Source organism: Lentzea sp. NPDC020367, from assembly GCF_044387305.1.
Classification (GTDB): Bacteria; Actinomycetota; Actinomycetes; order Mycobacteriales; family Pseudonocardiaceae; genus Lentzea.
The window spans coordinates 65,877-89,792 of sequence record NZ_JBIRVV010000014.1 but is presented as its reverse complement, the minus strand read 5'-3'; the positions used below and the strand labels follow the sequence as shown (position 1 = coordinate 89,792).

The 23,916-nt window shown below is 68.9% G+C and carries 24 protein-coding genes and 2 tRNA genes; 11 read left to right on the top strand and 15 right to left on the bottom strand.

Annotated elements, in window-relative coordinates:
• Positions 1–1,902 (bottom strand): ABC transporter permease subunit, encoded by a 1,902-nt coding sequence (locus ACH413_RS39135; protein WP_360046112.1) that lies wholly within the window; start codon positions 1,900–1,902, stop codon positions 1–3.
• A 41-nt stretch (positions 1,903–1,943) separates the two neighbouring features.
• Positions 1,944–2,903 (bottom strand): betaine/proline/choline family ABC transporter ATP-binding protein, encoded by a 960-nt coding sequence (locus ACH413_RS39130; RefSeq protein ID WP_360046110.1) that lies wholly within the window; start codon positions 2,901–2,903, stop codon positions 1,944–1,946.
• 300 nt (positions 2,904–3,203) lie between these two features.
• Here ACH413_RS39130 and ACH413_RS39125 point away from each other — a divergent pair, with 300 nt between their 5' ends.
• On the top strand, positions 3,204–4,142 hold the full coding sequence (locus ACH413_RS39125) for an ABC transporter substrate-binding protein (protein ID WP_360046108.1): 939 nt from the start codon (positions 3,204–3,206) through the stop codon (positions 4,140–4,142).
• 9 nt (positions 4,143–4,151) lie between these two features.
• Here the strand turns inward: ACH413_RS39125 and ACH413_RS39120 are convergent, their stop codons facing one another.
• On the bottom strand, positions 4,152–5,906 hold the full coding sequence (locus ACH413_RS39120) for a hypothetical protein (protein WP_360046106.1): 1,755 nt from the start codon (positions 5,904–5,906) through the stop codon (positions 4,152–4,154).
• 19 nt (positions 5,907–5,925) lie between these two features.
• Between ACH413_RS39120 and ACH413_RS39115 the strand changes: the two genes are divergently transcribed.
• Positions 5,926–6,687, top strand: coding sequence for an alpha/beta hydrolase (locus ACH413_RS39115; RefSeq protein ID WP_360046104.1), 762 nt, complete (start codon positions 5,926–5,928; stop codon positions 6,685–6,687).
• A gap of 49 nt (positions 6,688–6,736) precedes the next feature.
• Here ACH413_RS39115 and ACH413_RS39110 read toward each other — a convergent pair.
• Positions 6,737–6,810 (bottom strand) — tRNA-Pro (locus ACH413_RS39110).
• Between the two features lie 62 nt (positions 6,811–6,872).
• Here ACH413_RS39110 and ACH413_RS39105 point away from each other — a divergent pair.
• Positions 6,873–6,943: transfer RNA gene (locus tag ACH413_RS39105), tRNA-Gly, on the top strand.
• Positions 6,944–6,993: 50 nt separating this feature from the next.
• On the opposite strand, the gene ACH413_RS39100 is transcribed toward ACH413_RS39105, so the two are convergent.
• Positions 6,994–7,548 (bottom strand): NAD(P)H-binding protein, encoded by a 555-nt coding sequence (locus ACH413_RS39100; protein WP_360046102.1) that lies wholly within the window; start codon positions 7,546–7,548, stop codon positions 6,994–6,996.
• A 57-nt stretch (positions 7,549–7,605) separates the two neighbouring features.
• On the opposite strand from ACH413_RS39100, the gene ACH413_RS39095 reads away from it, so the two are divergent.
• The 3 genes from ACH413_RS39095 to ACH413_RS39085 all read left to right on the top strand — a co-directional run bounded on the left by ACH413_RS39095 (position 7,606) and on the right by ACH413_RS39085 (position 8,762).
• Positions 7,606–7,908 (top strand): helix-turn-helix domain-containing protein, encoded by a 303-nt coding sequence (locus ACH413_RS39095; RefSeq protein ID WP_360046100.1) that lies wholly within the window; start codon positions 7,606–7,608, stop codon positions 7,906–7,908.
• The gene (locus ACH413_RS39090; protein ID WP_360046098.1) at positions 7,905–8,240 is read left to right on the top strand and encodes a VOC family protein; all 336 of its coding nucleotides are present in this window, start codon (positions 7,905–7,907) and stop codon (positions 8,238–8,240) included. Before ACH413_RS39095 ends, ACH413_RS39090 begins: the two co-directional genes overlap by 4 nt.
• Positions 8,241–8,387: 147 nt before the next feature.
• On the top strand, positions 8,388–8,762 hold the full coding sequence (locus ACH413_RS39085; protein ID WP_396425589.1) for a histidine triad nucleotide-binding protein: 375 nt from the start codon (positions 8,388–8,390) through the stop codon (positions 8,760–8,762).
• On the opposite strand, the gene ACH413_RS39080 is transcribed toward ACH413_RS39085, so the two are convergent.
• Both ACH413_RS39080 and ACH413_RS39075 read right to left on the bottom strand, forming a co-directional pair.
• Positions 8,743–9,351 (bottom strand): MBL fold metallo-hydrolase, encoded by a 609-nt coding sequence (locus ACH413_RS39080; RefSeq protein ID WP_360046094.1) that lies wholly within the window; start codon positions 9,349–9,351, stop codon positions 8,743–8,745. The two genes, ACH413_RS39085 and ACH413_RS39080, sit on opposite strands and share 20 nt — an antisense overlap.
• Positions 9,348–10,019, bottom strand: coding sequence for a 2-phosphosulfolactate phosphatase (locus ACH413_RS39075; protein WP_360046092.1), 672 nt, complete (start codon positions 10,017–10,019; stop codon positions 9,348–9,350). The genes ACH413_RS39080 and ACH413_RS39075 overlap by 4 nt, the downstream gene beginning before the upstream one ends.
• Positions 10,020–10,040: 21 nt before the next feature.
• On the opposite strand from ACH413_RS39075, the gene ACH413_RS39070 reads away from it, so the two are divergent.
• Positions 10,041–10,493, top strand: a complete 453-nt coding sequence (locus ACH413_RS39070; protein WP_319981739.1) for a ribose-5-phosphate isomerase — start codon at positions 10,041–10,043, stop codon at positions 10,491–10,493.
• Entirely contained in the window at positions 10,486–11,286 is an 801-nt protein-coding gene (locus ACH413_RS39065) for a zinc finger domain-containing protein (RefSeq protein WP_360046090.1), read from the top strand. The genes ACH413_RS39070 and ACH413_RS39065 overlap by 8 nt, the downstream gene beginning before the upstream one ends.
• Here ACH413_RS39065 and ACH413_RS39060 read toward each other — a convergent pair.
• The 5 genes from ACH413_RS39060 to ACH413_RS39040 all read right to left on the bottom strand — a co-directional run bounded on the left by ACH413_RS39060 (position 11,283) and on the right by ACH413_RS39040 (position 16,667).
• Positions 11,283–12,017, bottom strand: coding sequence for a hypothetical protein (locus ACH413_RS39060; RefSeq protein ID WP_360046088.1), 735 nt, complete (start codon positions 12,015–12,017; stop codon positions 11,283–11,285). The genes ACH413_RS39065 and ACH413_RS39060 overlap by 4 nt on opposite strands.
• Positions 12,018–12,074: 57 nt before the next feature.
• Complete coding sequence (locus ACH413_RS39055) at positions 12,075–13,289, bottom strand: GNAT family N-acetyltransferase (RefSeq protein WP_360046086.1); 1,215 nt, start codon at positions 13,287–13,289, stop codon at positions 12,075–12,077.
• A gap of 41 nt (positions 13,290–13,330) precedes the next feature.
• Positions 13,331–14,683, bottom strand: coding sequence for an aldehyde dehydrogenase family protein (locus ACH413_RS39050; protein WP_360046084.1), 1,353 nt, complete (start codon positions 14,681–14,683; stop codon positions 13,331–13,333).
• 476 nt (positions 14,684–15,159) lie between these two features.
• Entirely contained in the window at positions 15,160–15,999 is an 840-nt protein-coding gene (locus ACH413_RS39045) for a DNA-3-methyladenine glycosylase 2 family protein (RefSeq protein WP_360046083.1), read from the bottom strand.
• A 59-nt stretch (positions 16,000–16,058) separates the two neighbouring features.
• The gene (locus tag ACH413_RS39040) at positions 16,059–16,667 is read right to left on the bottom strand and encodes a DsbA family protein (RefSeq protein ID WP_360046081.1); all 609 of its coding nucleotides are present in this window, start codon (positions 16,665–16,667) and stop codon (positions 16,059–16,061) included.
• A 163-nt stretch (positions 16,668–16,830) separates the two neighbouring features.
• On the opposite strand from ACH413_RS39040, the gene pepN reads away from it, so the two are divergent.
• The 3 genes from pepN to ACH413_RS39025 all read left to right on the top strand — a co-directional run bounded on the left by pepN (position 16,831) and on the right by ACH413_RS39025 (position 21,818).
• Complete coding sequence (gene pepN / locus ACH413_RS39035) at positions 16,831–19,392, top strand: aminopeptidase N (protein ID WP_360046079.1); 2,562 nt, start codon at positions 16,831–16,833, stop codon at positions 19,390–19,392.
• 84 nt (positions 19,393–19,476) lie between these two features.
• Positions 19,477–21,186 (top strand): GNAT family N-acetyltransferase, encoded by a 1,710-nt coding sequence (locus ACH413_RS39030; RefSeq protein ID WP_360046077.1) that lies wholly within the window; start codon positions 19,477–19,479, stop codon positions 21,184–21,186.
• Positions 21,183–21,818 (top strand): GNAT family N-acetyltransferase, encoded by a 636-nt coding sequence (locus ACH413_RS39025; RefSeq protein ID WP_360046075.1) that lies wholly within the window; start codon positions 21,183–21,185, stop codon positions 21,816–21,818. Before ACH413_RS39030 ends, ACH413_RS39025 begins: the two co-directional genes overlap by 4 nt.
• Before the next feature lie 42 nt (positions 21,819–21,860).
• On the opposite strand, the gene ACH413_RS39020 is transcribed toward ACH413_RS39025, so the two are convergent.
• The 3 genes from ACH413_RS39020 to ACH413_RS39010 are packed head-to-tail and all read right to left on the bottom strand — an operon-like array spanning position 21,861 to position 23,783.
• Positions 21,861–22,340 (bottom strand): DUF5130 family protein, encoded by a 480-nt coding sequence (locus ACH413_RS39020; protein ID WP_360046073.1) that lies wholly within the window; start codon positions 22,338–22,340, stop codon positions 21,861–21,863.
• Positions 22,327–22,572 carry a hypothetical protein gene (locus ACH413_RS39015; RefSeq protein WP_090010263.1) on the bottom strand — a complete coding sequence of 82 codons (246 nt, stop codon included), beginning with the start codon at positions 22,570–22,572 and terminating at the stop codon, positions 22,327–22,329. Before ACH413_RS39015 ends, ACH413_RS39020 begins: the two co-directional genes overlap by 14 nt.
• 20 nt (positions 22,573–22,592) lie before the next feature.
• Positions 22,593–23,783 carry an MFS transporter gene (locus ACH413_RS39010; protein ID WP_360046071.1) on the bottom strand — a complete coding sequence of 397 codons (1,191 nt, stop codon included), beginning with the start codon at positions 23,781–23,783 and terminating at the stop codon, positions 22,593–22,595.
• Positions 23,784–23,916 lie beyond the last annotated feature (133 nt).

Sequence of the window (23,916 nt, the reverse complement as noted above, 5' to 3'; positions counted from 1 at the left end):
CTAGTTGGTCCACCGCTTGGCGGCCGCCTGGGTGAGGCGGTCGAGCATGACGCCCAGCACGACGATCGCGAGACCTGCCGCGAGCCCCTTGCCGTACAACTGGCCCTGCGAGAACCCGGCCACGACGTCGTAACCGAGCGCGCCGGCGCCGACGAGACCGCCGACGACGACCATCGAGAGCACGTAGATCAGGCCCTGGTTGGCGGCGAGGGTCAACGCCCCGCGCGCCATGGGAAGCTGCACCTTCACGATCGTCTGCCACGAGCTCGACCCGAGCGCCGTGGACGCCTCGACGGTCGCGGGCGACACCGCGCGGATGCCGTCCGCGATGATCTTGATGGCGACCGGCGCCGCGAACACCACGGCCGCGATGATCGCGGTGAAGCGGGACGCGGAGAACAACGCCAGGAAGGGCACCAGGTAGACGAACGCGGGCATCACCTGCGCCGCGTCGAGGATCGGCCGGATGAACCGGTCGGCCCGCCTGCTGCGTCCCATCCAGACACCGACCGCGATTCCCAGCAGCATCACCAGGATCGTGGCGACCAGGGTGGACGCCAGCGTGATCATCGAGTCCTGCCACAGGCCCGTCGCGATCAGCGCGGCGATGCACACCGCGGAGACGATCGCCGGGCGCAGGCCGCCGATCATGAACGACAGCGCGACGATCACCAGCGCTACCAGGAACCACGGCGACTCGGCCAGCAGCGCCTGCAGCGGGTTGATCAACGCGAACGTGACGAAGTCCTTGAAGCCGTCGGTGATCACCGGCAGCGAGTCCTGCGCCCACTCCGTCACGGCGGTCGCGCCCTTGCGGATCGCACTGCCGATCTCGACGTCCGACTGGAACTCCGCCGCCCACAGGTAGGTGTAGGAGAGGTAGACGCAGACGGCCGTGACACCGGCGCCACCGAACAGCGCCCAGCGCGGGAGCTTGCGACGCTCGCTCGCGGCGGCCGTGGTGACGCGGTCCAGCACGATCGCCAGCACCACGATCGCGAGACCCGCGTTGAACGCGGTGCCGACGTCGAGGGTCTGCAACGCCTTCACGACGGTCTTGCCGAGACCCGGCGCGTCGATCAGCGCGGCGATCGTGACCATGGACAACGCGGCCATGATCGTCTGGTTGACGCCGAGCACGATGGTCTTGCGCGCGGACGGCAGCAGCACCTTCACCAGCGTCTGCTTCTGCGTCGCGCCAAGGGACTCGCTCGCCTCGACGGTGGTGCGCGGCACCGAGCGGATGGCGTGCGCGGTGATCCGGATCGCCGGCGGCGCGGCGTAGATCAGCGTCGCGATCGTCGCCGACGCCGGGCCGATCAGGAAGAACAACGTCAGCGGCGCCAGGTAGACGAACGTCGGCATCGTCTGCATGAAGTCGAGCACCGGCGTCAGGATCCGGTGTGCCCGATCGGACAGTCCCGCCCAGATTCCCAGCGGAATGCCGATGAGCAACGAGATCACGACCGCGGCGAGCGTCAGGGAGAGCGTGTCCATGTTCTCCTGCCACAAGCCCTGCAGGCCGAGGAACACGAAGCCCGCGACGGCGAGCAGCGCGATCCGCCAACCGGCGACCGCGAGGCTGACGAACCCGGCGATCGCGACCACGCCGAGCCAGCCGATCACCGGCACGGGCCGGCCGAACGACGGCTGCGCGATCAGGGCCTGGATGAAGGTCACGAACTCGTCGATGACGAGCCGGATCTCGTTGAAGAAGTACAGGAACACGGGGTTCGAGTTCCTGGACGCGCCGACGGCGTCGTTGATCTCGTTGACCCACCGGTGCAGCGGGGTGAGGTCGGCGGCGCCGAGCGCCAGCGTCCCGACGTTGCGGAACACCAGCCACAGCACCAGCCAGGCCAGCACGATGCCGGCGAAGATCAGTGCCTTCTTGTGTTGCAAGAGTCGGGGCAGTTGCCTTGGGGCGGCGACGGCAACCATGTTCACGCCTCCCCGGCCACGACCCCGAGGATCTCCTCGTCCGCGACCACACCGAGCAGTTCGCCGTCCCGCACGACCTTCACCGGCTTGTTGGCGCCGAGGACGCTGCGCACGGCCTCGCGCACAACGGTTTCCGGCGACAGTTCAGGCCCGTCGAGCTCGTCGTCGGGGCGCGGCGGGCGCATGATCCACTTCAGCGTCAGCACGTGCGCCTTGGGCACGTCCCGCACGAAGTCGCGCACGTAGTCGTCCGCGGGCGCGCCGACCAGCTCGTCACCGGTGCCGACCTGCACGACCTTGCCGTCGCGCATGATCAGGATGCGGTCACCGAGCTTGAGCGCCTCGCTCAGGTCGTGGGTGATGAACACCATCGTCTTGCCGACCTCGCGGTGCAGCCTGATGACCTCGGACTGCATGTCGCGCCGGATCAACGGGTCGAGCGCGGAGAACGGCTCGTCGAAGAACAGGACGTCGGGGTCGCCGGCGAGTGCGCGTGCGAGACCGACGCGTTGCTGCATACCGCCCGAGAGCTGATCTGGATAGGACTTCTCGTTTCCGGACAGTCCGACCAGATCGATCACTTCCTGCGAGCGCTCCGCACGTTTCGCCCGAGGTACCCCGCGGATTTCCAGTCCGTAACCGACGTTGTCGGCGACTGTCCGATGAGGAAGCAGACCGAAGTGCTGGAACACCATGGAGAACTTGTTCCTGCGCAGGTCACGCAAACGCTTGGGGTCCGCCTCGAGAATGTTCTCGCCCTCGAACATGATCGTGCCCGCGGTCGGTTCCACCAGCCGCGTGAGACAGCGGACCAGTGTGGACTTTCCCGATCCAGAAAGTCCCATGACCACGAACATCTCACCGGGAGCGACGTCGAAATCCACTCCTCGTACTGCGGCAACGGAACCTGTGCGGTCCATCAGCTCCTGCCGCGACAACGCCTTGAGCTCGTCCGAGGCCACCAGTTGAGATGCGTTGGGGCCAAACACCTTCCACAGGTCCCTGACCGAAATCACGGGATCCACGCCAAACCACTCCGACCTGTTGCGGACTGCGCACACCGTTTCTCGATGCGCGACAGCATTGACCTTCGCACGGGTACGGTCAAGGGCTGATACATATCTGATCCTTTGTGGACAACCAATCATCCCATGACTTGACTGCGTCTGATCGATCGGGAAAAGCTGAACTGAGCGGTCTCCTGCATCGCTCTTCCCCCCGACGAGGAGCTGTTCGTGCAAGCCCCCAGAATCGCTCTGGCAATGACGTTCGTGTTGACAATTGCCGGTTGCGGCGGTGGATCGACGGCCTCACCCCGCTCCAGTTCGGCAGCACCGACAGAGCCCTGCGGCTCCGTCACCATCGCGGTCAACCCGTGGGTCGGCTATGAGGCGAACGCGGCCGTGGTCGCGTACCTCGCCGAGAAGCGGCTCGGCTGCAAGGTGACGAAGAAGGAAGTCGACGAACAGACGGCCTGGCAGGGCCTCGACTCCGGCGAGATCGACGTGATCCTGGAGAACTGGGGTCACGAGGACCTGAAGCAGAAGTACATCGAGGAGAAGCGCACCGCCGTGCGCGTGGGTCCGTCCGGCAACAAGGGCGTGATCGGCTGGTACGTGCCGCCGTGGATGAAGAAAGAGTTCCCGGACATCACGAACTGGCAGAACCTCAACAAGTACGCGGAGAAGTTCAAGACCCCGCAGTCCGAGGGCAAGGGTCAGGTGCTCGACGGCGACCCGTCGTTCGTGACCAACGACGAGGCTCTGGTGAAGAACCTGAACCTCAACTACAAGGTCGTCTACGCGGGCAGCGAGCAGGCGTCGATCAAGGCGTTCCGCCAGGCGGAGGAGAAGAAGACGCCGCTGATCGGCTACTTCTTCGAACCGCAGTGGCTGCACCTCGACATCGAACTGGTCAAGATCGAACTGCCCGAGTACAAGGCGGGCTGTGACGCGGACGCGGCCCAGGTCGCCTGCGACTACCCGCGCTACGAGCTCGACAAGATCGCCGCCAAGAAGTTCATGGACAAGGGCGGCCCCGCTGTCCGGCTGATCCAGAACTTCCAGTGGAGCAACGACGAGCAGGACACGGTCGCGTCGTTCATCGCGAAGTACAAGATGTCGCCCGACGAGGCGGCGAAGCGGTGGGTCGAGGCGAACCCGGACCGGGTCGAGGACTGGCTGACGAAGGCCAAGCCGTAACTATTGGCACTAACTCTTGCCACGCGACCACCACTTCTCGTCGGGGCCGGAGATGTCCTCGACGCTGAGCCTGCGCACGGACCCCGCTCGCTTGAGCCGGGCCACCAGCTGATCCTGTCTCTGCGCGAGCCGGCGGTAGATCTCCACGGCGGAGGTCTCCTGCCGGCTTCGCTGTCTTTCGACAGTTCGCCAGTTTCCGAGGAACTCCAGCGTGAGGTCGGCCACGGCCTGTCCGCCGTGCGCGGTCAGCGTGTCGGCGGGTGAGGCGAACCGTCCCGCGTGGAACGCCAGGTTCCTGGTGACGTAGAGCCACTCCAGCAGTGCGGCGGCGGTGTCCTCCTGCTCGCGCAACCAGCCCGCGAGGACCTTCGAGTCCGCGAGCCTGGCGCGCCAGAGTTCCGCGAGGTCCTGCACGAGACCGCCCTCGCTCTCGGCGAGCGCGGTGATGGCCTTCTGGGCGGCGTCGAGCCGTTCGTCCGGCCGGTTGTGGACGATCAACACCTCCAGCCAGGCGTCCACCGACTTCAGGTGGTGCTTCACGCCGGTGGTCGGCACGTGCTCGTCGAGCGGTTTGCGCAGCTCGGTGTCGTGGTTGGTGACCACGACGTGCAGGCTGACGAGGTGCTGCCGCAACATCTGCAGCGCACAGGCCTTGGCCAGCCACGCGATCTTGCTCGGGTCGAGCCCCGTCGCCTCCAGCGCACTCCACGCGAGCCCCGCGCTCGCCATCGGCGCGTCGACCTGCCGCGCCAGGTTCGCCACCCGCATCGCGCTGCGCAGCTCAGCCGGCCAGTACGCGGTGAGCGGATAGGCGTTGCCGACCGTGCGCTGGTGCTCGGTGCCGCGGGTGACCCGCCCGCCCGGCGCGCTGACCTGCCAGACCGGCGCGATGGTCAGTTCGGTGAGCCGCTCCCCCGCCGCGTACTGGTCGAGCACCTCGCTGAGGATCCGGCGGCCCCTGCGCGCGGCCGTGTGCACGTCCGCGGCCTCGACCGGCACGCGCACCAGCACCGACGACCCGGTGACGGCGTCCTTCAGGAAGTCGTCCTTGGGCAACCTGTTGCGGTGCAACGGCTCCTGCCGCGCCTGTGGAAGCAGCTCGTCCAGGTGCCTGAGCACTCGCGCGCCCCTCACCACGAACGCGACGACGTGCCGTTGCTCGCGAGGCCACAGCACCTCGGCCAGGTCACCGGGCTTCTTGAGCCACCGCAGGAGGTCCGTGCGGAGCTGCCTGCCGTCCCGCCCGTGCATCGCGACGACGACGGCGATCTCGGCGATCATCCTGGTGCGCAACGGAAGCCCGACGCCGTTCCACAGTGGAGCGATCCACTCCTTCACGGCCTTCTCGAGCGCCTCCGGGTCGAGCTTCGCGGCCGCGGCGGCCGTCACCTGGGGGTCGAGCCGCTGGCCGTCCGCCACGATGGCCGCGTCGACGTCCTTCAGGACCTTGCGCGCCTCGGCGAGCTTCGTGGCGCCACCGTGGACGTACGCCGGTCGCGCTGCGTCCATGCACGCCAGCGAGGTGGTGATGATGCGGCGCAACAGGTTCCACCTCGGCTGGTCCTCCGTCGCGTGACTCTCCAGGGCCGTCCTGGCACGCGTGACGGCGAGAACGGCGCTGTTGAGGCCCGCGACGTGCTCACCGAGGTGGGCGTCGGGGTCCAGTGCGCGCAGCACGCCCTGCAACAGCGCCCGCTGCTCGCGGTCGAGTCCGGCGTCGTCGAACGCCTGCCGGAGCCGGTCGTCGAGGTACTGGTAGCGCACGTGACGCACCATAGAGGGCATGGACAACCGGAAAGCGGTCTTCGCGGGCATCGACGGCCAGGCACTGGCGGGCCGGCTCGAACTGCCCGCCGGCGACATCACCGCCACCGCCGTGTTCGCGCACTGCTTCACCTGCGGCAAGGACTCGGTGGCCGCCACCCGGATCTCCCGCCGGCTCGCCGAGCGCGGCGTGGCGGTGCTGCGGTTCGACTTCACCGGCCTCGGGCAGTCCGGCGGCGACTTCGCCAACACCACGTTCACGTCCAACGTCGACGACCTGGTGTGCGCGGCGAACCACCTCCGCGACACCATCGGGGCACCGAGCGTCCTCATCGGACACTCACTGGGCGGCGCGGCCGTGCTGGCCGCGGCACGTCAGGTGCCGGAGGTGAAGGCCGTCGTCACGATCGGAGCGCCCGCCGACACCACCCACGTCGAGCACCTGCTCGGCCCGTCCAAGGAGAAGATCGAGGCGCACGGCGTCGCCGAGGTGCTGCTGGCCGGGCGACCGTTCCGGATCAGCAACGACTTCCTGCTCGACATCAACCAGCAGAACCAGACCGCGTGCATCGCGGGCCTCGACCGCGCGCTGCTCGTCATGCACTCCCCGCAGGACGACACGGTCGGTGTGGACAACGCCAGGCTGATCTTCGACTCGGCCCGTCACCCGAAGTCGTTCGTCTCGCTCGACGGCGCCGACCACCTGCTGACCGACCGCGCGGACGCCGCGTACGTGGCGGAGGTGCTGGCCGCGTGGGCAAGCCGCTACCTGGTGAAATGAGCCAAAAGCCCCCGGCGAGGTTCCTTCGCCGAGGGCGTTCGACAACCGATCGGGGCGACAGGATTTGAACCTGCGACCCCCCGCTCCCAAAGCGGGTGCGCTACCAAGCTGCGCCACGCCCCGGTTGCAACCAGCTTACCGCCACCCGCTAAGGTATTAACCGCAGCCCCTTCAAGGGCGGCAACGCGGGCGTAGCTCAATGGTAGAGCCCTAGTCTTCCAAACTAGCTACGCGGGTTCGATTCCCGTCGCCCGCTCTGACGAAGGGCCGAGTGCATCCGCACTCGGCCCTTTCTCGTGAGCCAGATCACGCTGATGCGACACCGATCTGCGTCCGGTGGTGCTTCGGGTCGTCGATCTCGTCCACCACGGCCACGGCGAAGTCCTCGTAGGTCAGTTCGTCCGCCGGATCGACCGGGGCCAGGCGGTAGGTGCCCGTGGACGTGCCGCCGAAGTTGCCGGACGGGCTCATCACCAGCCAGTCCGCCTCGGACTCGGCCAGCACCTCGACGCCCGCCGCGTGCCCCAGGCAGAACGGCTTGTACTCGTCCGGGAAGTCCGGGCCGTCGATGACCCGCACACCCGGTGAGGTCTCCAGCAACGTGTAGATGCCGACCACGATGATCCGCCCGACGCCGGACGCCACGAGCGCGCCGGCGGCCTCGCGGTAGAACTCCGCCGCGTCGCGCGAGAGGTCCGCCACCGAACTCACCGCGACGTCGTACCCCGCCGCCACCTCGGCCGCCGCCTGCACGCCGGGGTCGCGCCCGATCCTGGTCACCTCGTGGCCGCGGGCCTCCGCGACGGCCGCGATCTCCTTGCCGGCCTTGCCGGACGCTCCGAAAACAACGATCTTCGCCATGAGCGCGAAGGTAGGGTGCGGGTGTCCGGTTTCCGCAACGATATCGGGGGTGAGCAGGTGGAATGCACACACGGGGACCTGCCGTACCGCATCGGTGACAAGTGGACCGCGCACGTGCTGCGGGCGTTGCAGGACGGGCGGCGGCGGTTCACCGAACTCCGCACCGCACTGCCGGACGTGACGCCCAAGGTGCTCACCGAGACGTTGCGGGCGATGGAGCGCGAGGGCACGGTTTCGCGCGAGGCGTTCGAGGAAAACCCGCCGCGGGTCGAGTACGAGCTGACGGCGCAGGGGCGCAAGGTGCTCGGACTGCTCGACCTGTGTTGTGACTGGGCCCGAGAGAACTTGGTGGACACGTGAGGCTCGAACAGATCGTCGTCGACAGCAACGACCCGTCCCGGCTCGTCCGGTTCTGGGCCGAGCTGCTCGGCGGCGAGCCGGTGAACCGCGAGCACGGGTGGGCGCACGTCGAGCCGCCCGGTGGCGTGCGGATGTCGTTCCAGCCCGTGCCGGAGCGCAAGGACGTGAAGAACCGGCTGCACCTCGACTTCGAGGTCGACGACATCGAGGCGGCGGTCGTGAAGGCGGTCAGTCTCGGCGGCACCCGTGAAGGTGTGGTCGTCACGGACGAGCAGGGCAGCTTCCAGGTCATGCGCGATCCGGAGGGCAACGAGTTCTGCTTCGTCCACTGATGAACTAGTGCGTGGCCCGCCAGAGCGCCTCACCGAAGCGGATCGCGAGGATCAGCAGCAGCACGCCGATCGCGAAACTGATGAGGCACCGCACGACGATCAGCAGTTTGGTGCCCTTCACCCCGCCATGATTCAACGTCACCGGGCATGAACGACAGGGTCCATCGGTACCAATACGATGCGGGCGTGACCGACTGCCTGTTCTGCCGGATCGTCGCGGGCGAGATCCCGGCGACCCTGGTGACGGAGACCGACACGACGCTCGCGTTCCGCGACATCGACCCCAAGGCGCCCACGCACGTCCTGGTGATCCCCAAGGAGCACCACACGGCGATCGGCGACGTCGACCCGGTGCTCGCGGGGCAGATCCTCGCGACCGCGCACCAGGTCGCGAAGGCCGAGGGGATCGACGAGTCCGGCTACCGGCTCGTCTTCAACACCGGCAAGGACGGCGGCCAGACCGTCTTCCACGTGCACTGCCACCTCCTCGGCGGGCGCGGGCTCACCTGGCCGCCGGGATAGCCATCTCCCGGACGAACCGGGCGTCGACCGGCTCGCCGTGGCCGGGCACGACGATCCGCGGGTCCAGTTCGAGCAGCAGGTCCAGGACGTGGCGCCAGTTCGCCGGCGTCGCGTCCGGGCCTGCCTGAGCGGGAGCACCCTGCTCGACCAGGTCGCCCGCGAAGACGACGCCCGCGTCCGGCACGTGCACGACCACGTCGTGCGAGGTGTGCGCGGGGCCGAAGTGGTGCAGGTCGACCCGGCGGCCACCGACGTCGAGCGTGACGGTGTCGCGGAACGTGTGCGTGGGCGCGACGAGCGTGCCCTCGAACGGGTCGTCGTAGTGCTTGGCGCGGTCGTCGAGCAGGGTGTCGTCGACGACGCAGTCCTCGTGCGCCCACACCTCGCAGGGCAGGAACGCCTCGGTGGCCAGCACGTGGTCGAAGTGGTTGTGCGTCAACACGATCCGCGACGGGCGGACCTGCCGCGCGAGCGCCGGGTCCATGCCGGAGTCCACGAGCAGCGAGTCACCCGATCCGACGACGAGGCCTAGTGTCAGGTCCAGCTCGGTGTGCCGGCGGACGAAGATCCCGTCCGCGATCTCGATCACCGCAGCACCCCGTCGACCAGCACGGGCACGGCGTCGCTCACGCCGATCCGGACGGCCAGGTCCACGTCCGCCGCGTGACCGTTCTCGATCAGCTCGCGACCGGAGCCGCACTCCCGCACGGCGGTCTCGACGTCGGTGTTCCGGAACGCCGTCGCCGCGAGCTGCGCCTCGGGCGAGGCCTTGCCTTCCAGCGCCGCGAGCGCCGCGCCCGCACCCAGGTAGTCCTCGATGCACGGCCGCAACGGTCCGAACTCGCGCGGACCCGAGTTGAGGATGTCGAGGCCCCACCGCTCGCCGCCGGGGATCACGCCGATGGTCTCCCCCAGCTCCTGGGCCCGCTTGGCCACCGCCGAGGCGTTGCGCAGGCAGGCCGCGAGGACGTGGGCTCCTGTCTCGGCGGCGAGGAAGCAGAGGTTCGACCCGTTCGGCGACGGCAACTCGACCAATCCCGTAGCGCTGACGAGTGATGCTGGTCGCAGCGTCTTGCCCGACGCCGGCTTCCACCGGGACGGCCGCACCCGGCCTCCGTTGCCGACCACCAGGTCGACGGACGTCGTGAACGACAGCACGTCCACGACTATCAGCACGTCACAGTCCCGCAGAGCGCCGACGCCCTCGGGCCCCCATTCCAGCCTCAGCTGGTACCCCTCCTGGCTGAACACACCCACCAGCGTGTCAGACTCCGTGACGTGCGCGTTTATCTGGCAGCAGACCACGCTGGCTTCGAACTGAAGTCCCACCTGTCCACGGCTCTCACCGAGCAGGGCTACGAGGTCGTCGACGTCGGCGCCCACGAGTACGACGCTCTGGACGACTACGTGTCGTTCTGCGTCGACGCCGCGGAGAAGGTCGTCGCGGACCCCGGCAGCCTCGGCGTCGTGATCGGCGGCTCCGGCAACGGCGAGCAGATCGCCGCGAACAAGGTGAAGGGCGCCCGCGCCGCGTTGGCGTGGAACGTCGACACCGCGCAGCTCGCCCGCCAGCACAACGACGCCCTTCTGGTCGGCATCGGTGCTCGCCAGCACACGGCCGAGGAAGCGACCGAGATCGTGTCGGCGTTCCTCAAGACGCCGTTCTCGGGCGAGCCGCGGCACCAGCGTCGCATCGACCAGGTCAGCGCCTACGAGAACAAGCGTGCCTGAGGGCCACACGCTGCACCGCCTCGCGCGGCTGCACCAGCGCCGGTACGCGGGCAAGCCCGTGACCGTCACCAGTCCGCAGGGACGCTTCGCGGCGTCCCTTGTGGACGGTCGCAAGCTGGTTCGTGCCGAGGCGCACGGCAAGCACCTGTTCCACGTCTACGGCCCGGACGCGATCGTGCACGTCCACCTCGGCCTGTACGGCACTTTCACCGAGTCACCGCTGCCGGTCCTGTTGCCCGTGGGTCAGGTCCGGATGCGGATGGCCGGCGAAACGCACTGGACCGACCTGCGCGGCCCGACTGCGTGCGAAGTGCTGAACAAAGACGAGGTCAAGCTCATCCGGGAGCGCCTCGGGCCCGACCCGTTGCGCCGCGACGCCGACCCCGACCGCGCCTACGAGCGGATCATCCGGTCGAAGCAGTCGCTGGCCGTGCTGCTGATGGATCAGAAGATCCTCGCGGGCGTCGGCAACGTCTACCGCGCCGAGGTGCTGTTCCGGCACAACGTGAACCCGTTGCTGGTCGGCAACAAGGTCAGCCGCGAGCTGTGGGACGCGATCTGGGCGGACCTGGTCGTGCTGATGAAGGACGGCGTGAAGGTCGGGCAGATCAACACCGTCCGTGCCGAGCACATGCCCCGTGCCATGGGCCGCGCGCCACGCGTGGATCGGCACGGCGGTGAGGTGTACGTCTACCGCCGTGCCGGGGAGCCGTGCCTGGTCTGCGGCACCGAGGTGCTGACCACGGAACTGGCGGCGCGCAACCTCTTCTGGTGCCCCGCCTGCCAGCCCTAGAAGTCGAAGCCGCCCATGTCGCCGAAGTCGAACCCGCCGGCGTCGCCGACGTCGGCACCGCCCATGTCGCCCATGTCTCCCATGCCGACGTCGCCCATGCCCATGTCGCCCATGCCGTAGTCGCCGACTCCGTGCATGCCGGAGAACATGGCGTCCATCAGCAGGAACGTGCCCACGCCCCATGCGCCGGCCACGAGCGCGGGCTTCCACCACGGCTCGGAGTACCAGCCACGAGGCACCGGACGTCCGGCGACCATGCCACCGGGGTAGTAGTAGGGCGTGCCCGAACCGGAGTGCGGGGACGCGGCGTACTGGTGACCCTCGACGGCGACCTGGCGGGCCTCGCTGACGGCGCCCGCCTGCTTCTGGCTAGCGCTCTCGGGCAGCGCGGGACCGGGGTCCATGCCCATGGCCTCACGCGCGGCGCGCACGTAGTGCAGGCCTTCCATCGCGGTCTCGGTGACCAGCCGTGCCTGCGGGATCGTGCGGGCCTGCTCCATCTGCGAGCCGGCGGCGGTGAAGCGCTCGGACGCGTCGGCCATCGCCTGCGTCGACGCGGCGTTGCTGCCGGTGAGGCTCATCACCTGCCCGCCCAGCCGCTCGACCCAGCGGCGTGCTTCCGCCTTGGCGTCGTCGAGCTCCCGCGCTTTGCGCGCGTTGCTCTGGCTGACCAGGTAGAACACCCCTGCGATCAGCAGTACCAGCACAACAATCCACACCACGGCGGCCACGGCTTTACCTCCCACACCAGGTGAACCGTCAACGAGCGACCGCGGCCATGAGTTCCGTCAGAACACCTCGGGGCAATGCGGCTCACGTGCGCCGAGGAACGCCATCGACAACGCGTCCACGTGACCGGGCGTGTGCTCGACCACGCGGTGTGCGCGCTTGAGCACGGAAAGCCGTACCCCACCGAGGAAAGCACTGCCGAGCGACGCGATGTCCAGCGACACGTCCGCAGGGTCCTCGGTGCGCGTGACGGTGGCCTCGCCGCCCTTGGCCGTGAAGCGCCAACGGCCGGAGTTCCACGGGCAGAACGAGTCCTCGACCTCCAGCACGGTGTCCACATCGGACGAGTAGTGGCGCAGCGGCAGAGCCCGGTCGATGTCGACGATCCGCAGCCACAACGCGTCGCCGGCTTCGCGGCAGACCTTCCGCGGGTTGTCGACCATGTGCAGGATCGGGTCGTCCCAGGCGGTGTAGAAGGAGATCTTCCCCGCGAGGTCCATGTCCAGCAGGAACCGGTAGAGGTCGGCGTACGCCTGCTCGGTCTCGCAGACCAGTTCGCGCACGTGCAGTTCGTCGGCAGGCCCGCCCGCGTCCTTGTTCGCTTTGACCCGGAACACCACGTAGCCCTCGGGATGCAGGCAGTAGCGGTAGCCGGTGAGCCCGTCGCGATCTACCTCGCGGTCCGCGAGTTGCACGTCCCAGGTGTGCTCGACCCGGCTCAGCCAGCCGACCCGTGTGCCGCGCACCCGTTCGTGGATCTCACGCATGACCGGCAGCGCTTCTTCTCGCGACACCTGACGGATCCGTGCGTCACTGACGTGCACACCGGGATGGAACGGCATACGCGTCGGCATCGTCAGCATGGCAAGACTCGTCGCGTATTCGCCGTAGCCGTACCGACGGTAGATGGCGCCCTCAGACGCCCACAGCATCGCGAGCGCCTCACCACTCTCGTGCATGCCGTGCAGCTGTGTCTTCATCAGCAACGACGCCACACCACGACGCCGATGGCCGGGCTTCACCCCGACCACGGTCACCGCGCCGGCGGGTACCTGTCGGTCACCGGGAATGGTGATCTCGCGGCTCAGCACCCCGGCGGTGCCGATCATCTCGTCGCCGTCGAACACCGCGTGCGCCCGGTCCAGTTCCAGGACCTTGAGCCACTTGCTGTCCTCTCCCATGGGATCGCTGAGGAACGCCCACGCCATCACCAGTTGGAAGTCGGAGACGTCGGATTCGTCGATGGTCCTGATGCTCAGCGCCGAGTCAGCCATGGCAGCAGTGATACGCCGCCATGGCGTCATCCGCAGCCCAATTAGCGCTGGATCGACTTGACCTCGCAGAACTCGTCCAGCCCGAACCGGCCGAACTCCCGCCCGTTGCCCGACTGCCGGTACCCGCCGAACGGCGCGCTCGTGTTGAACGCGGCGGCGTTGATGTCGACCTGCCCCGTCCGCAACCTCCGGGCGACCCGGAGCGCCCGATCGGTGTCCGCGGAGAACACACCGCCCGCCAGCCCGTAGATGGTGGAGTTCGCGATCCGCACCGCGTCGTCCTCGTCGGCGTACGGCATGACCGACAGCACCGGCCCGAAGATCTCCTCCTGCGCGATCGCCATCTCCGGCGTCACGCCACCGAACACCGTCGGCGCGACGTAGAACCCCTGCGGCAGCGGAGCTTCCGGCCCACCGGCGGCCAGCGTCGCGCCTTCCTCGACACCCTTGCGGATGTACCCGACAACACGATCGCGCTGCGCCTTCGACACCGCCGGCCCGATCCGCGTGGACGGCTCACCCGGATCGGCCGAGGTGTACTTCTTCGCGGCCTGAGCGGCCAACTCGACGGCCTCGTCGTGCCGGTCGGCGGGCACCAGCAGCCGAGTCCACGCGCTGCACGCCTGCCCGTTGTTCATGAACGCGTTGGCGACCGCGATCTTCACCGCGCGCCCGAGATCAGCGTCGTCGAGCACGATGCACGCCGACTTGCCGCCCAACTCCAGCGCGACCCGCTTGACCGTCTCAGCGGCGACGGCGGACACCCGCCGCCCGGCCTTCGTGGACCCGGTGAACGACACCATGTCCACGTCCGGATGCGCGGCCAGCGCCTCACCCACGACAGGCCCGGTGCCGTGCACCAGCGCGAAGACGTTCTCGGGAACAGCGGCCGTGATGATCTCGGCGAGCAGATCGGCCGTCCCCGGTGCGAGCTCGCTCGGCTTGAGCACCACGGTGTTCCCGGCGGCCAGCGCCGGCACCACCTTCGCGACCATCTGCTGCAACGGGAAGTTCCACGGCGTGATGGCCGCGACCACCCCGATCGGCTCGCGGAAGACCAGCGAGTTGCCGATCTCCTCGGGCTCGAAGTAGCCCCGCTCCAGCACGTCCGCGACCCCCTCCGCGATGGCGACGGGGTTCGCGACCTGCACCTTCTGGCTGAAGGTGAGAGGTGTGCCCATCTCCCGCGTCATGGTCGCCGCGAGCTCGCCGCCCCGCTCACGCAGGCCGTCGATGATCGCCCGGACCGCCTTCGCCCGCTCGTCCACCGAGGTCTCCGACCACGCGGGAAACGCGGCCACCGCGGCGGCCACAGCCACGTCGACGTCGGCCGGCGTGCCCTCGGCGAGCGTGCCGATGACTTCCTCGGTGGCGGGGTTGACGACCTCGATCACGGGAGCCCTCCAGGCGGTTGTGACACTTGCGGCGCTGACAGCAGTCAGCCTGTCACATCCGCCGACGACGGTCACGCCGACCGGAGGGGGCGTGGCGAGCCCGACGGTGATGGATGCCGGGTGGGCCGGAGAGTGGCGGGGCGGAAGTTGGCCTGATGAACGGGTGCGGCGCCCCGCGGATGCCGTGTCCTGAGACGTGCGTCGGCGACGGTCACGCCAACTGGAAGGTGGCGTGGTGGACCGATGGGTGACGCATGTCGGGTGGGCCGAAGGGTGGCGGGGCGAGTCGGACGGCAGCCTGGTGAACGAGGGTAGGCACCGCGCGGATGCCGAGCCTGGCGACACGCGTCGGCAACCTCGACATGGTGAGCGAGGGCAACCACCGCCGACCAAGGCGGCCGGTTCGGTCGCTGGTGTCGTTCGTGGTGGTGCGCGACCTCGGTCGCACGAACCAAGCTCAACCACCGCCAGCACACTCAGGTAGACGCCATCGCACCCCCAAGCCGCCGCTCGCGCAGCACCCGCAGATGCACCGCCGCCCAAGTCCGATACGGCCGCCACGCCTCGGACACCTCGGCCAGCGGCCGCCCGTACCGCTCAGAAACCTCATCACTCAGCCGGGACTCGTTGTGCGGCACGGCGTCCGGAGCGTTGGCTCCGCGCAGCACGACCAGCTCGGCCGCGAACGGCCCCAACCCCTTGACCTGCTGCACCGCCAGCACCGCGGCCGCAGGTTTCAGAGCACGCAACGAGACCGCGTCCAAGACCCCGTCCAGCGCGGCCTCGGCCACCGCGCGCAGGTACTCGGGCTTGCGGCCGGGCAGGTCGAGGTCGAGCCCGAGCAACTCCGCCGGTGCCGGGAACACGCCGTCCCGCAGCAGCGAAGCCTTCAACACAGCGGCCTGGGACACGCGGATCCGCTGCGACAGCACCGACCAGGCCGCCGCCTCGTACGGCGAATAGAAGCCGCACGGCCGCAAGCCGGGTAAGGAAGCCTGCGCCGACGCGATCACCGGATCGCGCAGACCGACGTCCGGCCAGGCACGGCCGTCGACGTCCAGCGACAGGAAGCGGCACACCTGCGAGGCCGCCAGATCTAGGTCGCCCTCGCCGGACAGCTCCAGAACGGCAGAGGCGCCGCGCTGGGTCACGGAGACCGATGCGCGGCGCCACTCACCTTCGACGAGAAACGTCGCCTGCAGAGCCTCGCCCGCGAGCACGGGCAACGCGGACGGCGTGAAGCCCTCCCAGAACTCCCTGGACGTCGCCAACGACCAGGGGCCCTGAACTGCGACTTCGACGCGGTGAACTGTCATGTCCGGAGACGCTAGCCAGCACCCCCGACAGAAAACTCAGCTGAACACCCCCGAAGGGCTCAGCTGAAGTCCAGGTCACCCGTCCGGGTGCGCTTGAGCTCGAAGAAGTACGGGTACGAGGCCAGCAGCTTGGCACCGTCGAAGATCGTGCCCGCCTCCTCGCCGCGCGGGATCTTCGTGAGCACCGGGCCGAAGAACGCGACGTTGTCGATGTGGATGGTCGGCGTGCCGACGTCCATGCCGACCGGGTCCATGCCGCGGTGGTGCGACGCCCGCAGCTCCTCGTCGTACTCGGTCGAGGTCGCGGCCTCGGCGAGCTCGGCGGGCAGGCCGGCGTCCGCGAGGGCCAGCGGGATGACCTCGTCGAAGTCCTTGATTCCCTCGTTGTGGATGCGGGTGCCCAGCGCGGTGTACAGCTTCGGCAGCACCTCGTTGCCGAACTTCTGCTCCGCCGCGATGGCGACGCGAACCGGTCCGAAGCCCTTCGTCATGAGCTCCTTGTACTGCTCGGGCAGGTCGCGGCCCTCGTTCAGCACGGACAGGCTCATCACGTGGAAGCTCAGGTCGATGTCGCGGACCTTCTCCACCTCGAGGATCCACCGGGAGGAGATCCAGGCGAACGGGCAAAGAGGGTCGAAGTAGAAGTCGACCTTCGCCTTGTCGGTCATGCGTGCCCCTTCAGTGACGGTCGGTGGCGTTATCGCCCCATCAGCCCAACCAGATCACCCTGTCATCTCTTCCCGTACGCCGGTTCCGTGATTGGATGCGGGAGTCATAACCATTCCCGACGACGTCAGCGCGTAACCACACGCGCGGCAGACGAGGTGACCAGTGGCCGCGCCCAACCTCACCCGCGACCAGGCTCAGGACCGTGCTGAGCTGCTGGAAGTGGAGTCCTACCGGATCGAGCTGGACCTGACCGACGGCGGCGGAAAGCCGGGTTCGGACACGTTCCGCTCCACCACCACCGTGGTGTTCCGCAGCCGGACTCCGGGTGCTTCCTCGTGGATCGACATCGTGGCGGCGACCGTGCACCGCGCTGTGCTCAACGGCAGCGAGCTCGACGTCTCCGGCTACCGCGAGGAGGACGGCGTCAAGCTGCCGGACCTCGCGGAGACCAACGAGCTCACCATCGAGGCCGACTGCCGGTACATGAACACCGGCGAGGGCCTGCACCGGTTCGTCGACCCGGTCGACGGCGGTGTCTACCTGTACTCGCAGTTCGAGACCGCGGACGCCAAGCGCATGTTCGCGTGCTTCGACCAGCCCGACCTCAAGTCCGTCTACTCCATGAAGGTGACGGCGCCGCACGACTGGAAGGTCATCTCGAACGGCGAGATCATCGCCACCGAGGACGGCGAGGGCGGTTCGGACGTGCACACGTTCGCCACCACCAAGCCGATGTCGACCTACATCGTGGCCCTGGTCGCCGGGCCTTACGCCGAGTGGCGTGACGAGTTCGTCGAGGGTGACTTCAAGATCCCGCTCGGCATCTACTGCCGCGCCTCGCTCGCTCCTCACATGGACCACGAGCGGCTGTTCACGGAGACCAAACAGGGCTTCGGGTTCTTCCACAAGGCGTTCGGCGTGCAGTACCCGTTCGGCAAGTACGACCAGTGCTTCGTGCCGGAGTTCAACGCGGGCGCGATGGAGAACGCCGGCTGCGTCACGTTCCTCGAGGACTACGTCTTCCGCAGCCGCGTCACCCGCTACCTCTACGAGCGCCGCGCCGAGACCGTGCTGCACGAGATGGCGCACATGTGGTTCGGCGACCTGGTCACCATGCGCTGGTGGGACGACCTGTGGCTGAACGAGTCGTTCGCCACCTGGGCGTCCGTGCTCGCGCAGGCGGAGGCCACCGAGTACCGCCAGGCCTGGACGACGTTCGCGAAGATCGAGAAGTCGTGGGCGTACCGGCAAGACCAGCTGCCCTCCACGCACCCGGTCGCGGCCGACATCTCCGACGTGCAGGCGGTCGAGGTCAACTTCGACGGCATCACCTACGCCAAGGGCGCCTCGGTGCTCAAGCAGCTCGTCGCGTACGTCGGGCTGGAGAACTTCCTGGCGGGCCTGCGGGTCTACTTCGGCAAGCACGCCTGGGGCAACGCCACGCTCGCGGACCTGCTGGGTGCGCTGGAGGAGGCGTCCGGCCGCGACCTGTCGTGGTGGAGCGCGCAGTGGCTGGAGACGACGGGCCTGAACCTGTTGCGCCCCAAGTTCACCGTTGACGCACAGGGCAAGTTCACCGAGTTCGCCGTGCTGCAGGGCGGCGCGCGTCCGGGTGCGGGCGAACTGCGCACGCACCGCATCGCGATCGGTGTCTACGACGACGACGGCACGGGCAAGCTCGTCCGCACGCACCGCCACGAGCTGGACGTGACGGGCGACCGCACCGAGGTTCCCGAACTGGTCGGCGTGCACCGCGGCAAGATCGTGCTGGTCAACGACGACGACCTGACGTACTGCACGATGCGCCTCGACCCGGACTCGCTGGCCGGGCTGATCGACCACATCTCCGACATCGCCGAGCCGCTGCCGCGCACGCTGTGCTGGTCGGCCGCGTGGGAGATGACCCGCGAGGCCGAGCTGAAGGCCCGCGACTTCGTGAACCTGGTGCTCGGCGGGCTGCACTCGGAGTCCGAGGTCGGTGTGGTGCAACGGCTTCTGCTGCAGGCGCAGACCTCGTTGTCGTCCTACGCGGACGACTCGTGGCGCGCGGAGGGCTGGCGCCGGTTCGTGGCCAAGGCGCTGGAACTGGCGCAGGCGGCCGAACCGGGCTCCGACCACCAGCTGGCGTTCGTGAACGCACTGACCTCGTCGGTGCTCGACGACTCCACTGTGGACGTTCTGCGCGGCTGGTACGACGGCTCGGCCGTGCTGGAAGGCCTGGACGTGGACACGGACCTGCGCTGGCGTCTGCTGCAGGCACTCGTCGCGCACGGCAAGGCGGACCTGCCGGAGATCACCGCGGAGGAGGAGCGCGACCCGACCTCCACCGGTCACCGCCGCGCGCAGTCGACCCGTGCGCTGCGTCCGACGATCGCGGCGAAGGACGAGGCGTGGGACCGGGCCGTGAACGACGACGACCTGCCCAACGCGGTCAGCGAGGCGATCATCGCGGGCATCTCGCACCCCGGCCAGAAGGAGCTGCTCGCGCCGTACGTCGAGCGCTACTTCGGCGACGTGAAGGGCGTGTGGGACCGCCGCACCTCCGAGCGCGCGCAGTCGATGGTCGTGGGCATGTTCCCGGCGTGGTCGATCGCGAAGTCCACTGTGGAGGCCGCTGACGCGTGGCTGGCGGACGAGCACCCGCCCGCCCTGCGGCGGCTGGTGTCCGAGGGCCGCGCCGGCATCGTGCGCGCCCTTGCGGCACAGGAGTTCGACCGCTCGTAAGCTGGAACCGGCGAGGGCCCCGTAATGCGTTCGCGCGTTGCGGGGCTTTCCCATAGCGTCGGGCGGCTGTCCTGGGGAGGTCCGGTGAGAGTTCGCTACGAGGTCGTGCGCTGGTGGCTCGAGGACGGGGAGTTCGTCGACGAGGTCCTGGCACGGGTCGTGGACGTCGACGGGCTGTTCGCCGATCCCGTACCGCCCGAGCGTGAACGGCTGGTGCTGCGCGGATGCACGGTCGCACCCGACGAGCTCACCGGAGACTTCCACCTCGGCATCTCGGGCTCGCAGTGGTGGCTGCTGGGCGATCTGGTCGTGCACGCCGAACTGCCCGGCGGTGATCTCCTCGCCAGTGCCTGCGTGAGCCAGCTGATCGACGGCGGCGACTTCGGCACTCCCCCGGCGTACACCCTGTACAAGGACCTACGGGAAACCGGCACATGTCGTGCCGTGGAAGGGTTTCCCCGCTCGTTCGAGAGCGTCTGGCCACCGGTGACGCTGATCGGCTGCGACAACCCCGGCCGCATCCGGCCTTCGGCTCCCGTCGACGAGCAGGGTCCGTGGGTGGGGTTGCGCGCCCTGGACCGCGGCGGCCGGATCGTGGCGCACGCCGGGGTCGCGCTGGACGTCGCGTCGGTGTCCCCTTCCGCTGCCGGTGAAGGACTTTTCGACGTGGTGCTCGACCAGTCCCGCTACGGCGACGACTGGACGGTGGCCGAGCGGCCCACTCCCGCCGCCCGCGGCGCCTGGCGCGTCTGGATGGAAGGCGTTCCGGCGGAACGGAACCTGTGGGCGCCGCTGAGCCCCGAGGGCCGCATGTGGTGGAACGAGATCGCCGCCAAGGCACCCCGCACGCGTCCCACCGCCGGCGTGCACCACGTCGACGGCAGGCACGCCACGGACGAGTTCGGCCTGCACCTCGCGCTGAGCGAGGCACTGGTCGGACCCGGCCGGTTCCTGGGCAGCGTCTACGCCATCACCGGCATGTACGAGGAGTGGTGGTTCGTGCCGGGTATCACGCTCGTGTGGCACGAACCCGGCGTGGCGTTCGAGACGATGCCCGACTACTTCCTCGGACTGCTGAAGAACCTGCGGCGCAACGGAGTCGACGTCGTGCTGGAATCGTCCACAGAGGACCTGGCGGACCGGCTCGACCGGTGCGTGGAGCTCGGCTCGTTCGTTGACCGCTGGATCGCCGGCTGGGCCAGGGCGCAGGAGGTGGAGCCGCACGACCTGCTGGACAACTGGCACGTCTGGGCCGATCTGCCCGGCCGGGAGGAGGAACGGATCCTGGCGGGGGACGCGAACGTGGTGCAGCACGCGGAAGACGTCGAACTCCAGTCCGTGCCGACCTGGCTGACGGTGGCGACGGACTCGCCGGACGAGGTGACCCGCGTGGTCGAGCAGGCCGGGCTGGTCGCCCGCGCACCGGAGACGTTCATGCGGCGCGGCCTCTTCGACCACCCCGCACCGAAACCTCCCGACGGCTACTCGGTGCGGGTGATGCCGGGAGACGTGATCGAGGTCGTGGTGACGTTCGACGGCGAGGAGGCGGCGAGCGGGCTCATCGCCGTCGTGGGCGAAGACGCTGTGCCCCACCGCATCGAGACGAAGCCGGCGCATCGGCGGCGCGGGCTGGGCAGCGTCGTGATGGGCGCCCTGGTCCAGGAGGCGGTCAAGGCCGGCGCGAGTGACGGACTGCTGTTCGCAACGGAAGAAGGCCTGCACCTGTACCGGAAACTGGGCTGGGACAAGATTTCCGACGTCGTGATCGCGGCGAACGACAAGGGGGAAGCATGATCGGTGAACTGGTGGAGCGCTGGCACCGCGGCTGGATCGCGGCCGACGGGCTGACGTCGGAGTACCGCGACGGCTACCTGGTGGTCCACGTGAACCGGCCGCACCGGGTGTTCGAGTGGATCGCCACGGACGACGCGGAAGCCGGTGCGGTGGCCGGAGTCGTGGCCGCGGAACGGGAACCGAGCTGGCTGAGCATCCCCACGCACGCTCCGGGCAAGGTGATCGCGGAGATCGAGGCGGCCGGACTGGTCGTCGCACGCCCGGACGAGACGTTCATGCGCCGCGCGCTCGCCGGCCACCCGGCACCCGAACCGCCCGCCGGCTACCAGCTCGAGATCACCAGGGATCCGGTGATCAAGGTCCAGGTGCTGGCGGACGGCGAGGTGGCGGCCAGCGGGTTGATGGTCGTGGTCGGCGAAGACGCTGTCGCACACCGCATCGAGACCGCGGAGGAGCATCGGCGGCGCGGCCTCGGCCGCGTTGTGATGGGCACTTTGGTCCGGGAGGCCGCACGGGACGGGGCGACGACCGGGCTGCTGTTCTCCTCCACCGACGGCATCCACCTCTACCGCAGCCTCGGCTGGGAGAAGATCTCCGACCTGGTGGTGGCCCGCAACGAGGTCAGCGCGTGAAAAACGCCCCCGGCGAGGTGCCGGGGGCGTTCGAAAGCAAGATCAGGAACGCGGCGCGCTGCCTGCCTGGTCGGTCAGCATGCGCAGGCCCGACACGAGGCCGCCCGCGAGGTCGCCCTCCTTGAAGGACGCCACCATGCTCATCACCGCGAGCTTGGCACCGCGGTCGGCGAGACGGCGGTGGGACTCCTCGCCCGTCACGATCTCGACGACGCGCTCGCCCGGCGACACGGCCACGAGAACGTGGTGCGTCGGGCGCTCGGTGGCGCCGTGCAGCTCCTGCGCGCGCTCGTGAGCGTTCGCGCCGAGCTCGCCCAGGTACACGCTGAAGTCGAGGCCCGTGGAGCGGCTGGAGAGCGTCAGCGCCTCGTCCAGCTGCGCGAGCTGGGAGGGCGTGAACGGCAGCTCCGGCGCGTGCGGCTCGTACATCTTCGCCGCGGACACCCGGCCGCTGTTCGTCACGACGGCACCGACGGGCAGCGTCGACGGGTCGACGGCCTCGATCGCCTTACCAGTTGCCACGTGCGCCTCCCTTGGCGGTCGAGTCCGAGGCACCGGACTCGGCGGCGCTGTGGTGCTCAGCGCTCAACCCTGCCGGGTTCGCACTCCACCACACCGGGGCGTAGCCCCACTCCTGGCCGGGCCGGTACCGGGGAATCCGGGTGGCCTTTGGCCTCACCGTCAGCAGCGTGATCACGCCGTAGATCGCCAGCGGGATCAACGCGAAGACGAGAACGGTCTCCACGATGGTCACGGCGGGTACGGTAGCCGAACTCAGCCGCGCGCGAGCGGCCGGGCCAGCAAGATCGCGGTGAATCCCACGATCGAGCCCGCCACGACGTAGACGGTGCCCAGCGACGTCGCCTCGGCGAGCGGCCCGGCGAGACCCGCGCCCAACGGCGACAGACCCCACGCGAGCACCCGATAAGCGCTGGTCACGCGGCCCATCATCGGACCTGGTGTGAGCCGTTGCCGCCGGGTCGCGGACAGCACGTTCCAGCCCGCGGACGCCACGCCGAACAGCACGCACGCGAGCACCGCCACCACCAGCCACGGCGTGAGGCCGAACAACGCGAACGCGGCGCCGAGCAACGCCAGGAACCCGACCATGACCCGTCCGGCACCCCACCGCGCCGCGAGCCGCGGGGACAGCCGGACGCCTAGCAGAGCACCGGCCGCCATGCACACGACGAGAACAGGAACCACCGGTTCGGCGAGGCCGAGTACCTGGATGGAGTAGAGCGCCAGCATGGCGTTGATCGCGGCCGCGCAGACAGCTGTGATTGCAACAGCAACTACCAGTGACCGCAGGCCAGGAGTCCGCGCGAGGAACCGCGCGCCCTCGGCCAGCTGTCCGCGAAGATCACTGCTCGAACGTTCCGGAGCGACGTCCGGCACGCGCGACACGAGCACCGCGGCGACGACGAACGAGAGCGCGTCGAGCGCGAAACAGGCCGCCGGCGCCCACCAGAACAGCACCGCGGCGGCCAGCGGCCCCGCCAGGTCCATGCCGATCGTCTCGACCGTCACGAACCGGCCGTTGGCCGCCTCCAGCTCGTCCCGGCCCGCGAGCTCGACCAGCAGCACCTGGGACGCCGAGTCCGCGAACGTCTCCGCGGAGGTCAGCACGAAAGCCGTGGCGCACAAGACGACGACCGTCGCGTGTCCGGTGTGGACTGCCAGAGCGAGCACTCCGGTCACCCCGGCGCGCAGCCAATGTGCCACCACGACAACGGTTCTCGGTCTCCAACGGTCCACAAGGGCGCCCGCGGGCAGCGCCACGAGCAACCAGGGCAGGGTGAGCGCGACGGCCACAGCGGACACCGCGAGCGGGCTGCGGGTGCTGGCGGCGGCGAACAGGGGCAGCGCGACGATGCGCACGCCGTCGCCCACGAGCGACACCGCCCAGGCACCGGTGAGCGCTCGAAAACCCCGTCCATGCACGCCTTTTGCACTATGACGCATGTCACGTTCCATCGGATTGAACGCTACAGAGCGTGTCCATACCCGCCAGTAAGGGCAATGAGTGCTCTCGTGCGGCGCAGCGGTTACACCCGGTCAGGCCTCACCCGGTCGGCGGCGAACGGGTGCCGGTTTG